This is a genomic window from Kocuria sp. TGY1127_2 (genome assembly GCF_013394385.1).
Lineage (GTDB): Bacteria > Actinomycetota > Actinomycetes > Actinomycetales > Micrococcaceae > Rothia.
In genome coordinates this window covers 838748-851859 of the sequence record NZ_AP022834.1, presented here as the reverse complement: position 1 = coordinate 851859, position 13112 = coordinate 838748, and the positions used below count along the sequence as shown (strand labels likewise).

Genomic DNA, 13112 nt, shown 5'->3' with positions numbered 1-13112 from the left:
GACTCTTACCTTCCCTCGTCGTTCTCCAGCACCACGGCCAGTCCTTGCCCGACGCCAATGCAGATCGCCGCGACTCCCCAACGGGTTCCGGATTTCCTCATCGAGCGCGCCAACGTGCCGAGGATCCTGGTACCGGAGGCGCCCAGCGGATGGCCGATCGCTATGGCTCCACCGTGCGCGTTGACGATGCTCGGATCAATTCCCCACGCGTTAACGCACGCCAGGGACTGGGCGGCGAAAGCCTCGTTGAGCTCGACGGCTCCCACATGAGACCAGCCGATACCGGCTCGCTCGAGGGCCCGGTTAGCCGCTTCGACCGGGGCATAACCGAAGTATTGGGGCTCATTGGCCGCCGATGCCCGGCCCGCTATGCGCGCGAGCGGATCGAGACCGATCAGATCGGACGCCTTTTCGCTGCCCAGGAGGGCGGCCGACGCCCCGTCGTTAAGCGGTGAGGCGTTACCGGCCGTGACTCGACCATTGTCCTTTCGGAACACGGTGCGCAGAGACGAAAGCGTCTCGGCTGTACTGTCTGGACGCAATGATTCATCCCGCGTCAAGTCGGTGCCGGGCACCTGCTCGACCAGGTCATCGTAGAAACCTGACGCCCACGCCTCCGCCGTCAGCCGGTGCGAACGCGCGCTGAATTCGTCCATCTCTTCGCGTTCCACGCCGTACTTCTCGGCCAACCGCTCGGTCGCTTCACCGAGTGAGACCGTCCACTCGTCTTTCATCTGGGGATTGACCAAACGCCATCCGAGGGTTGTGGAAGCCAAATTCAGATCACCGGCGGGAAATGGTTTGCTCGTCTTCGGCAGGACCCAGGGGGCGCGGGACATGGATTCCACGCCGCCGGTGACCACGACGTCGGCCTCGCCCACGTTGATGGCACGGCTAGCTTGCATTGCGGCGTCCAGGGAAGAACCACAGAGTCTGTTGATTGTCGTGCCCGGCAAGGACTCGGGCAGTCCCGCCAGAAGGGTTGCCATCCGAGCGACGTTCCGGTTCTCCTCCCCCGCCCCGTTCGCGTTGCCCAGATAGACCTCATCGACTGACTGTCCGTCAAGCCCCGGGGCTCGCTCGACGAGTCGGCGAACCACGAATGCAGCCAGATCATCGGGACGGACGCCGGACAGTCCTCCGCCGTACTTTCCAAAAGGGGTGCGAACCGCGTCGTAGACATACGCAGAGTGCAAGTCGTTCATTGGGGTCCTTCCAGGTGTTCGTGAGCGTGGTATGTGGGTCTTAGAGGTCGCCGAGCCCGTCCAGGACTTCGTGAGCCCTGGCGAACGCCGTGTTGGCTGCGGGGACACCGCAATAGATGGCCGATTGCAGGATGACCTCCTGGATTTCTGCGACGGCGACGCCGTTACGACGCGCGGCCCTGACGTGCATCTCGAATTCAGACCAGTGGCCCAGAGCGATCATGGCCGTCAGTGTGATCGCACTGCGCGTTTTCCGGTCGAGACCCGGCCTGGTCCAGATCTCGCCCCACGCATATCGGGAAATGAGATCTTGAAAAGGAGCCGTGAAGGCGGTCGTCCGGGTCTCGGCCCGGCTCACGTGCTCATCGGACAAGACTTCCCGCCGCACCTTCATCCCTGCGGCCTTCACGTCCGCGCGGCTCATGGTCTGGTCCGGCAGGATCGGCGACGAATCCTCGGCACTTCGGGTGGAGTCCTCCGCAGACCCCGGTGACTGTGAGCGGAAGAAGTCGACAATCTCGTTCGCGGCACGCTCAGGCTGCTCGGCAGGCAAGAGGTGTGCGGCCTCGTCGAAGACCACGGCCTTCGAGTCCTGGACCGCGTCGGCGATTTGTCGGAGGCTCTCGGGAGGCGTGGCGACGTCGTGCGACCCCGCCAAAGTCAGAACCGGAACCCGGACGTCGCCGAGGCGCTCCCGTACATCGAATCGGGCCAGAGCCCGGCACACGAGACCGTAATTGTGTCGGTCGGCCTCTTGGAGGCTGTGCAGGAGTTCGGTGCCGACCACGTGCTCTTCACCCAGGAATCCGGGTGCGAACCATTTCTTGGCCGATCCGATCACTTGGGTGGGGGTACCCGAGGTCTCGACGAGCTGCGCGCGCTCGATCCAACCGGATGGATCACCGATTTTGGCCCCCGTGCAGATCGCGGCGATCGCCTTCAGCTCATCGGGGTGGGCCAGTGCAAGGGCAAGTCCGACTGCGCCGCCGACCGAAACCCCGGCGTAGAAATACGCTTCGGTCGGGGTACCGCGTTCCTCCTGGACACGGCGAGCAAGCACGTGCACGCTCTCGGCCAGCTCTTCGACGCTGAACTCCTCCTCGACGACACCGCCCCGGCCATGACCGGGCAGCTCCCACCCGACGAGATCGTATCCCTCCCTCAGGTGCTCAGCGGCAGGCGCCCACAAAGGCGTCACGGAAGTCCCGAGCGAGGGCCCGAGGACCAGCAGCGGCTTGGCGCGTCGTATCTGTTCATCCTGACGCGTTCCCTCGAGGTTCTCGCCAAGGGCCACTGGGGTAAGTTCCGGGATGCTCATTGGTTCTCCTTTGCGTGCTTCCATCGACGTGCGGCGGTGCGAGCTTGGTCGGCACTGTTGCCGATATTCCGCTTTTCCGGTACGTCGCTCCCGTCCAGGCACAGATTGGCGTTCATGGCATCGGCGTGAACCTCGAGGTCGGGCACCAGATCGGACAACATCGTGCTCGCCACGATCCCGTGCTGGGCGACCGACCGAACAGGTTCCCACTCCAGGTGCCACGCGAGTTCGGATCTTTCCTCGACGGCGAGGGCCTCGGATTCCAACAGCGCGCCCATGGATCGGGCAGCCACGACCGCCGAGCGTCGGATGAGGATCGACATGCTCGGATTCCGTTTGTGGGGCATCGACGACGATCCACCGCGTCCAGCCGCGATGGGTTCCGCGAGTTCGGCGATCTCGTCCCTGGACGAGATCACGATGTCGCCTGCAATCTTGCCGCAGGCCGTTGCCGCTTGCGCCAGAGGTTGCACCGCATCGATCATCGGGCGACGACGCGTATGCCAAACCTGCTCGACCGCGGGGCCGTTCAAGCCAAGTCGTTGCGCCCACATCAGCCCGAGGCGGTCTGGAGCGGGCATGTTCAAGGATTCGTCATCGTGAAGGTTCATCAGGTCGAGAACCGCCGCGTTCGTTCCAGCGGCGCCACCCCCGGAGACCGGAAGCCATAGAAGTCCAGGATCCGTCGCCCGTACCGCGGCCGCGACGGCGTCCAGCCATCGGCCCACCCTGGCACCGAAAGTCGTGGGCAAGGCATGCTGACCCAACGTCCTGGCCGCCATCGGCGTCTCGGCGTGCATTTCGGCCATCGCGGACAGATCGTCCGCGGCCTGGCACAGTGCCGCATGGGTTTTTCCCAACGAGTCCCTGATCACAAGCATCAGGGCCGTGTCCAGGACGTCCTGGCTCGTGAGCCCCCGGTGCACCAGAGCTGTGCCTGGGTCGTCCCCGTTCGGCGAAGCCTCTGCGACCTTGGACTTCAGCACTTTGACCAGGCCGATCACGGGGTTGCCGCCGCCCTCGGAGCCTTCGGCGATCTCCGGCAAGTCATCGTGTAGGCAGGATTCGATCACCGAAGCGATCCGCACGGCGCTCGGGGCATCCGCGAAACCCGCGTCGGCCTGCGCAAGAACCCAGGCGGATTCCGTGCGGACCAGAGCGTGAAGGATAGCGGCATCCCCCACCACGGACTCGGCACGGTGGCCTCCGGGGACCAAAAGATCCGTGAAAGACATGCCCTAGCTCTCGATTCCCGGGAACTTCAGAAACACGGTTTCGTCCTCGCCCTGCAGGCGAATGTCGTGGTGCAACGACCCGTCGTCACGTCGGGTGGCAATGAGGGTTCTGCGGCGGTCCGCTGGCAGGGACCGCAACAGCGGATCCGCAGCCAACGCTTCGTCGTCCTCCGGAAGGTAGACGCGTGTGAAAAGGCGGTTGAGGAGACCACGCGCGAAGACCACCATCAGGAAGTACGGTGCGTGACCGCGGCCTGTGGCCCCGGGATCGACCGTCGTGAAATTGTACGTCCCCAATCGGTCCACGGCGTGGCGCCCCCATCCGGTGAAGGTGAATCCGTCACGGTTCAGCGACCCCGTCTCGAAAGGAATATTCCCGTTTTCGTCGGCTTGCCAGATCTCGATCATCGCGTCGGGGACGACCTCGCCCTCCCCGTCGAATATTTGACCGAAGAGGCGCACGGAATCCGGACGCGACTGACTCACGAGCTCATTGCCGCCCCGATAAGGCAGGCCCATTTCCTCGTGAGCCGTCGCGTATCCGAAGAAAGGTCCGATCGTCTGTCCGGGCGTCGGTGTGAGGTCCTCAGGCGCCTCGTCAACGGGTTGGCCGTAGCTGACAGGAATTGCGGTTTTCTCGCGGTTCATCACTCTGCATCCTCCGGTTCCATCCAGGTGCGGTTGCTGCCACCCAGTACGATGTCCCAGTTGTAGCCCAGCAGCCATTCATGTTCGGATACGCCGTGGTCGTAGGTTGCGACCAAGCGTTCGCGTGCCTTCGGATCGACAATGGACTGATATATCGGGTCCAGGGCAAAGAGCGGATCTCCCGGGAAATACATCTGCGTGATCATGCGCTGTGTGAAATCTGTACCGAACAACGAGAAATGAACATGCGCGGGTCGCCAGGCGTTGCGGTGGTTCTTCCAGGGGTAAGGTCCCGGTTTGATGGTTGTGAATTCGTAGGAGCCGTCCTCACCAGTGATGCATCGCCCGACCCCGGTGAAGTTCGGGTCAATCGGCGCCGGATGCTGATCGCGCTTGTGAATGTACCGACCCGCGGCATTGGCCTGCCAAATCTCCACGAGTTGATGGCGCACGGGACGTCCGGCCGAATCCATGACGCGGCCGCGGATCTTGATCCTCTCACCAATGGGCTCGCCCCCGCCCTGAATCGTCAAATCGGATTCCAGCTCGTGTATGTCACGATGGCCGAATGCCGGCGAGGTCAGCTCGATCAGTTCCGGATCGGTGTGATGCAGGTCCTTGGTCGGGTGCCGCAGGACCGAACTGCGATACGGCGCATAGTCGAGTCGCGGCTGGCTTTCCTCCGCTCCCGATGATTGGTACTGGTCCTTTTGTTCCCGAACTTGCCGGTTGATGAAGTCTTGGCTGTCCGCAGCGGCGTCGGGGTTCGTCACCGTCCGTTCGGTGAAGTTTTCTTCGTCCAGATTTTTCTCGGCGTGGTCTTCGACCGCCATGTCGATCTCCCTTCCGCAACGGGTGTGATGCATAACCCGTTCAGTGGTCAATCTACCGGCTGCCCGTTCGTAATGTGACTCGGCGTACGCAATGCGAACGGGTGCACAACACCTCGTGAAAGCTCGATTCGCTGTCCGTGGTCTGGAAGCCCTGACACAACGACGATGGCCGGCCCTCTCCATCGGGAGAGAACCGGCCGTCGTCAAGCGTGGGGCGGACTCAGCCGCTCACGTGCGTTTTATATTCAGTTGCTGCCGAAATCGTAGTCATCCAAAGGGATGGCCTGGAACTCGGCCGCCACGGAGGAGTCGTTCTCGGCCGCGTAGCTGAAATCACCGAACCCGGTCGAGTTGGCGTACAGCTTCTCGCGAGCTTCCTCGGTCGGCTCGACCTCGATGTTGTTGTAACGATCGAGACCGGTACCGGCCGGGATGAGCTTACCGATGATCACGTTCTCCTTGAGACCGACCAAGGGATCCGACTTGCCCTCCATCGCGGCCTGGGTCAGGACGCGAGTGGTCTCCTGGAAGGAGGCCGCGGAGAGCCACGAATCCGTCGCCAGCGAAGCCTTGGTAATACCCATGAGCTCCGGACGACCAGCCGCGGGACGCTGCTGGTTGACCATGGCCTTCTTGTTGGCCTGCTGGAATGCGACGGTCTCCACGAGCTCACCCGGAAGCAAGGAAGTGTCTCCCGACTCGATGACCGTGATACGACGTGTCATCTGGCGGATGATGACTTCCACGTGCTTGTCGTGGATGCCCACACCCTGAGACCGGTACACACCCTGGACCTCGTCCACCAGGTGCTTCTGCGCCTCGCGAGGACCGCGAATACGCAGAACTTCCTTCGGATCCACGGCGCCGGAGACCAGCTGCTGGCCGACCTCCACGCGGTCGCCGTCTTCAATGAGCAGACGCGCACGGCGGAGGATCGGGTAGGCAATCGCCTCGTCGTCCTTGTTGTCCGGGGTCACGATGATCTTGAGAGCCTTGTCCGTGTCCTCGATCGACACACGGCCTGCGATCTCGGAGATCGGCGCGACGCCCTTCGGGGTACGAGCCTCGAAGAGCTCCTGAATACGAGGCAGACCCTGCGTAATATCCTCTGCCGAAGCAACACCACCAGTGTGGAAGGTACGCATGGTCAGCTGGGTACCGGGCTCGCCAATGGACTGGGCGGCGATAATGCCGACGGCCTCGCCGATGTCCACCAGGTTTCCGGAAGCCATCGAACGGCCATAGCATTTTGCGCACACGCCGACCGCAGACTCGCACGTCAGTACCGAGCGAACGCGAACGTTCTGAATGCCCGCCTTGTACAGCGTCCGGATCACGGTGTCCGACACGTCATCGCCCGCGTTGGCTAGAACGTTTCCGTCCTCGTCCTTCACATCGACCGCAAGAATACGACCGTGGATCGAGTTCTCGACGTCCTCGTGCAACATGACCGAGCCGGTGTCCTCGTCGATCTGGACGAGCGGCAGGTTCAGTCCGCGGCGCGTCTGGCAATCCAGCTCGCGGACGATGACGTCCTGCGAGACGTCGACCAGACGACGCGTCAAGTAGCCCGAGTTGGCGGTACGCAGCGCGGTATCCGCGAGACCCTTACGGGCACCGTGGGTAGCGATGAAGTACTCCAGAACCGACAAGCCCTCACGGTAGGAGGACTTGATCGGGCGGGGCATGATCTCGCCGCGGGTGTTGGCCACGAGACCACGGATACCCGCGATCTGGCGAACCTGCATCCAGTTACCGCGAGCTCCCGAAGACACCATGCGGTTGATCGTGTTGAGATCCGTCAAGTTGTCGCGCATGGCCTGGGCGACCTCGTCGGTCGCCTTGGTCCAGATGTCGATCAACTCGGAACGGCGCTCGTCGTCGTCGATCAGACCCAACTCGTACTGGCCCTGGATCTCGTCGGCCTGCTTCTCGTAACCGGCCATGATCTCCGGCTTGGCCGGAGGTGTCGCGATATCGGAGACCGCAACGGTCACGCCCGAGCGAGAAGCCCAGTAGAAACCGGTGTCCTTGAGGTTGTCCAAGGTGCGAGCGACGTCGACCATCGGATAGTTCTCCGCCAGATCGTTGACGAGCTGGCCGAGCCCCTTCTTGTCAGCGATGCCATGGAACCACGGGTAATCGGCAGGAAGGGTCTCGTTGAAGAGAACCTGACCGACGGTGCATTCGACCAGAACGGGCTGACCCTGTTCCCAACCCTCGGGAGCTTCCCATCCTTCGTACGGGACGAAGTCATCGAGCACGATCTTCACGCGTGAGTTCAGGTGAATCTCTTTGCGTTCCATGGCCATGAGCGCTTCGGCCAAGGACGAGAACGCGTGGCCCTCGCCCTTTTCGCCTTCGCGCACCGTGGTCAAGTGGTAAAGACCGATGATCATGTCCTGGGACGGAACCGCCACGGGACGACCGTCGGAGGGCTTGAGGATGTTGTTCGAGGACAGCATCAGAACACGCGCCTCGGCCTGCGCCTCGGGGCTCAGCGGCAGGTGCACTGCCATCTGGTCACCGTCGAAGTCGGCGTTGAACGCGGAGCACACGAGCGGGTGCAGCTGGATGGCCTTGCCCTCGACGAGTTGCGGTTCGAATGCCTGAATACCCAAACGGTGCAGAGTCGGCGCGCGGTTCAGCAATACGGGATGCTCAGTGATGATCTCTTCGAGAACATCCCACACCTGCGGACGGAAACGCTCGACCATTCGCTTGGCCGACTTGATGTTCTGAGCATGGTTCAGATCGACCAGGCGCTTCATCACAAACGGCTTGAAAAGCTCCAGGGCCATCTGCTTGGGCAAACCACACTGGTGCATCTTCAGCTGGGGCCCGACGACGATCACGGAACGACCCGAGTAGTCGACGCGCTTGCCCAAAAGGTTCTGACGGAAACGTCCCTGCTTGCCCTTCAGCATGTCGGACAGTGACTTCAGCGGACGGTTGCCAGGTCCGGTGACCGGGCGGCCGCGACGGCCGTTGTCGAACAGCGAGTCAACCGCTTCCTGGAGCATGCGCTTTTCGTTGTTCACGATGATCTCGGGGGCACCGAGATCCAGCAGGCGCTTGAGACGGTTGTTGCGGTTGATCACGCGACGATACAAATCATTGAGGTCTGAGGTCGCGAACCGGCCGCCGTCCAGCTGAACCATCGGGCGAAGCTCCGGGGGAATGACCGGAACCGCGTCGAGGACCATGCCCAAAGGCGAGTTGTTGGTCGTCAGGAATGCGTTGATGACCTTGAGGCGCTTGAGCGCACGGGTCTTCCGCTGCCCCTTGCCGTTCTGGATGATGTCGCGCAGCGCTTCCGCTTCGCCGGCCATGTCGAAGTTCTCGAGACGGTTCTTGATGGACTCGGCGCCCATCGACCCCTCGAAGTACATGCCGTACTTGTCGACCATGGAACGGTAGAGCGCCTCGTCGCCCTCGAGGTCGCTGACCTTGAGGCTCTTGAAGCGGTCGAAGACCTGATCCATGTGTGCGATCTCGGCATCGACACGCTTGCGCACCTGCGCCATCTGGCGCTCCGAGGAGTCGCGCAGCTTCCGCTTCTCGGCGGCCTTGCCGCCTTCGGCCTCGATACGGGCAAGTTCTTCCTCGGTTTCCTTCGCGATTGCCGCAATATCGGCGTCGCGCTCGGTCTCGAGGGCTTTCTTGTCCTTGTCGTGTGCCGCCTGGAGATTAGGCAGATCGTCGTGACGACCTTCCTCATCGACCCAGGTGATCATGTAGGCGGCGAAGTAGATGATCTTCTCGAGATCCTTCGGCGCCAAGTCGAGCAAGTAGCCGAGGCGTGAAGGAACGCCCTTGAAGTACCAAATGTGTGTCACGGGCGCGGCCAATTCGATATGGCCCATACGCTCACGACGCACCTTGGCACGAGTCACCTCGACGCCGCAGCGCTCACAGATGATGCCCTTGAAGCGCACGCGCTTGTACTTGCCGCAGTAGCATTCCCAGTCGCGGGTCGGACCGAAGATCCGCTCGTCGAACAGGCCTTCTTTCTCCGGCTTCAGGGTTCGGTAATTGATGGTCTCAGGCTTTTTGACCTCACCGTATGACCAGTTTCGGATGTCTTCCGCGGTGGCCAGGCCAATCCGCATCAGGCCAAGTGAAGATTCGTTGGACATGGGGTCCTTTTCTCTCAAAAACTCTTGAAGGATCTGGTGTGGATGAGTGAGATTTAGACTTCCTCAACCGAGCTGGGCTCGTTGTGGGAGAGGTCAATACCCAATTCATCTGCAGCCCGGAATCCTTCATCCTCCGAGTCGCGCATTTCGATCGCATTGCCTTCGGTCGAGAGAACCTCGACGTTCAAGCACAGAGACTGCATTTCCTTGATGAGCACCTTGAAGGACTCGGGAACACCCGGTTCTGGGATGTTGTCGCCCTTCACGATGGCCTCGTAGACCTTGACGCGTCCGTGGACGTCGTCGGACTTGATGGTCAGGATTTCCTGCAGGGTGTAGGCGGCGCCGTACGCCTCGAGTGCCCACACCTCCATCTCGCCGAAACGCTGTCCGCCGAACTGAGCCTTACCGCCCAGCGGCTGCTGGGTAATCATCGAGTAAGGACCGGTCGAGCGGGCGTGGATCTTGTCGTCCACCAAGTGGTGCAGCTTGAGGATGTACTGGTAACCCACCGAGATCGGCTCCGGGAAGGGTTCGCCGGTACGACCGTCGAACAAGAGTGCCTTGCCCGAACGGTCGATGAGACGTTCACCGTCGCGGTTCAGATTGGTGTGATCCAGCAGGTCGAAGATTTCCTCTTCATCCGCACCGTCGAACACCGGGGTTGCAACCTTGGTCGGGCCGGATTCCTTGGGGAAATTCGGCAGGTTGTCCAGCCACTCAGGGTTGCCCTCGATCTTCCAGCCCTGCTGGGCCAGCCAACCGGTGTGGACCTCGAGGACCTGACCGATGTTCATACGTCCGGGCACACCCAGCGGGTTCAGGATCACGTCGACAGGAGTTCCGTCGGCCATGAACGGCATGTCTTCGACGGGCAGGATCTTGGAGATGACGCCCTTGTTGCCGTGACGGCCGGCGAGCTTGTCGCCGTCGGTGATCTTGCGCTTCTGAGCCACATAGACGCGGACGAGCTGGTTGACTCCGGGAGGCATGTCCTCATCGTCTTCGTCCCGGTCGAACACGCGAACGCCAATGACCGTACCGGACTCGCCGTGCGGAACCTTCAAGGAAGTATCGCGAACTTCACGAGACTTCTCGCCGAAGATCGCGCGCAACAGGCGCTCTTCCGGTGTCAACTCGGTCTCGCCCTTGGGCGTGACCTTGCCGACCAGGATGTCGCCGGCCTCGACCTCGGCACCGATGTGGATGATGCCTCGCTCGTCGAGAGCCGAGAGGACGTCCTCGGAGACGTTCGGGATGTCGCGGGTGATCTCTTCCGCGCCCAGCTTGGTATCGCGGGCATCGATCTCGTGCTCCTCGATGTGAATCGAGGTAAGAACATCCTCGGAGACCATGCGCTGGGACAGAATGATCGCGTCCTCGTAGTTGAGGCCTTCCCAGGACATGTAAGCGACCAGCAGGTTCTTGCCGAGAGCCAATTCGCCCTGATCAGTCGACGGACCATCGGCGATCAGACCGCGAGCACCCACGCGGTCCCCCTCGGAAACGACAACACGGTGGTTGTAGCAGTTGCCCGGGTTGGAGCGCAGGAACTTGGCGATCGGGTACGACGTCGTGGTGCCGTCATCGTTGGCGATGACGACCATGTCGGCCGAGACTTCGCGAACAACACCGGCCTTTTGGGCCAGCACGGAATCGCCGGAGTCCATCGCGGCGTAGCCTTCCATGCCGGTGCCGACGATCGGGGATTCCGATTCGAGCAGCGGCACGGCCTGACGCTGCATGTTGGCACCCATGAGGGCGCGGTTGGCGTCGTCGTGTTCGAGATACGGGATCAGTGACGTACCAACCGACACCATCTGGCGTGGGGAAACGTCCATGTACTGGACATCGTCGGCCGGCTTGGCCTCGGCCTCGCCGGAACCGTCCGAGGCACGGCACAGCACGTATTCCTCGACGAAGTGCTGGTCATCGGTCAACGGCGCGTTGGCCTGAGCGATGATCTTGCCCTTCTCGTCGTCCGCGGTCAGGTAGACAACCCTCTCGGTCACCTTGCCGTTGATGACCTCGCGGTACGGGGTCTCGATGAAGCCGAACGGGTTGATGCGCGCGAAGGTCGCGAGTGAGCCGATAAGGCCGATGTTCGGGCCTTCAGGAGACTCGATCGGGCACATGCGTCCGTAGTGGGACGGGTGCACGTCGCGGACCTCCATGCCCGCACGGTCACGGGACAGACCGCCGGGGCCGAGGGCGTTGAGACGACGCTTGTGCGTCAGTCCAGCCAACGGATTGTTCTGGTCCATGAACTGCGAGAGTTGCGAGGTGCCGAAGAATTCCTTGATGGAGGCGACGACGGGGCGGATGTTGATCAGGGTCTGCGGCGTGATGGCCTCGACGTCCTGAGTGGTCATGCGCTCACGAACCACGCGCTCCATGCGGGACAGACCCGTGCGGATCTGGTTCTCGATCAGCTCGCCGACCGCACGGATGCGGCGGTTGCCAAAGTGATCGATGTCGTCGGTGTCGACCAGGATGTCCTGCTCAACGCCGTCGCGCTTGCCCTTGATGGACTTGCCACCGGCGTGCAGGGTCACGAGGTAACGAATCATCGCGACGATGTCTTCCTGGGTCAGGACCGAGGAATCGTTGTCGCCAATGGGCTTGTCCACGCCGAGCTTGCGGTTGATCTTGTAACGACCGACCTTGGCCAGGTCGTAACGCTTCGGGGTGAAGTACATGTTGTCGAGCAGCGACTGGGCCGCGTCGACCGTCGGCGGCTCACCCGGGCGAAGCTTCTTGTAGATATCGATGAGAGCTTCGTCGCGAGTCTCGACAGTGTCCTTCTCGAGGGTTGCACGAATCGAATCGTACTCACCGAATTCCTCGAGAATCTTGGAGTCGGTCCAGCCGAGTGCCTTGAGCAGTACTGTCACGGACTGCTTGCGCTTGCGGTCCAGGCGCACGCCGACCTGATCGCGCTTGTCGATCTCGAGCTCGAACCAGGCACCGCGCGAGGGAATAATGCGCGCTGAGTAAATGTCCTTGTCCGAGGTACGGTCCACGGCCTTTTCGAAGTAGGCACCGGGCGAACGAACCAGCTGGGAGACGACGACGCGCTCGGAACCGTTGATCACGAACGTGCCGGACTCGGTCATGAGCGGGAAGTCACCCATGAACACGGTCTGCTGTTTGATCTCACCGGTTTCGTTGTTCATGAACTCGGCCTTGACATATAGCGGGGCCGAGTAGGTGGCATCACGATCCTTGCACTCCTCCATGGAGTACTTCGGATCAGCGAATTCCGGTTCCGAGAAGGACAAGGACATGGTGCCCTGGAAGTCCTCGATCGGTGAGATCTCTTCGAAGATCTCCGTCAGGCCGGAAACACGGGAAACGGAGTTGTCGTCGGTCTTGTCCGCTTCGGCAACGCGCTGAATCCAGCGGTCGTTGCCAACCAGACGATCGAAGCTCTCCGTCTGCAGGGCCAGCAGGTTGGGAACGCTGAGTGGTTCGTGAATCTTTGCGAATGAAATGCGTGAGGCGGAACCGTCGTGCGGGTTTCCCTCCGCTTGAGCGGCATCATAATTGGAGGTGCTCGAGGCGACCAAGATTGGATCCTTCCACAGACCTGTCTGTACACGAAGGCTTGCCCGGATCCACGGTTTCCCACGTTCCGGCGGGCGATCTTAGGCACACGAGGTTCGGCCCAGAAATGGGCGATCTCTGTGAGTCGGTGGTCGTGGTTGCCTGGAAGCGTGAGCTGGATCCATCAG

General features: G+C 61.9%; 7 protein-coding genes. All 7 read right to left on the bottom strand.

Features of this window, described 5'->3' with window-relative positions; translation table 11 throughout:
• Positions 1–5: 5 nt before the first annotated feature.
• The gene (locus tag sake_RS03800; RefSeq protein ID WP_129359439.1) at positions 6–1196 is read right to left on the bottom strand and encodes a thiolase family protein; all 1191 of its coding nucleotides are present in this window, start codon (positions 1194–1196) and stop codon (positions 6–8) included.
• A 49-nt stretch (positions 1197–1245) separates the two neighbouring features.
• On the bottom strand, positions 1246–2523 hold the full coding sequence (gene pcaC, locus sake_RS13600; protein ID WP_129359296.1) for a 4-carboxymuconolactone decarboxylase: 1278 nt from the start codon (positions 2521–2523) through the stop codon (positions 1246–1248).
• Entirely contained in the window at positions 2520–3758 is a 1239-nt protein-coding gene (locus sake_RS03790; RefSeq protein WP_178945483.1) for a lyase family protein, read from the bottom strand. Before sake_RS03790 ends, pcaC begins: the two co-directional genes overlap by 4 nt.
• Before the next feature lie 3 nt (positions 3759–3761).
• The gene (gene pcaG, locus sake_RS03785; protein WP_129359292.1) at positions 3762–4406 is read right to left on the bottom strand and encodes a protocatechuate 3,4-dioxygenase subunit alpha; all 645 of its coding nucleotides are present in this window, start codon (positions 4404–4406) and stop codon (positions 3762–3764) included.
• Complete coding sequence (gene pcaH / locus sake_RS03780) at positions 4406–5239, bottom strand: protocatechuate 3,4-dioxygenase subunit beta (RefSeq protein WP_129359290.1); 834 nt, start codon at positions 5237–5239, stop codon at positions 4406–4408. The genes pcaG and pcaH overlap by 1 nt, the downstream gene beginning before the upstream one ends.
• A gap of 245 nt (positions 5240–5484) precedes the next feature.
• Positions 5485–9378 carry a DNA-directed RNA polymerase subunit beta' gene (locus tag sake_RS03775; RefSeq protein ID WP_129359287.1) on the bottom strand — a complete coding sequence of 1298 codons (3894 nt, stop codon included), beginning with the start codon at positions 9376–9378 and terminating at the stop codon, positions 5485–5487.
• Positions 9379–9431: 53 nt separating this feature from the next.
• Positions 9432–12947: a DNA-directed RNA polymerase subunit beta gene (rpoB, locus tag sake_RS03770; protein ID WP_129359285.1), complete on the bottom strand. Its 3516-nt coding sequence runs from the start codon at positions 12945–12947 to the stop codon at positions 9432–9434.
• Positions 12948–13112 lie beyond the last annotated feature (165 nt).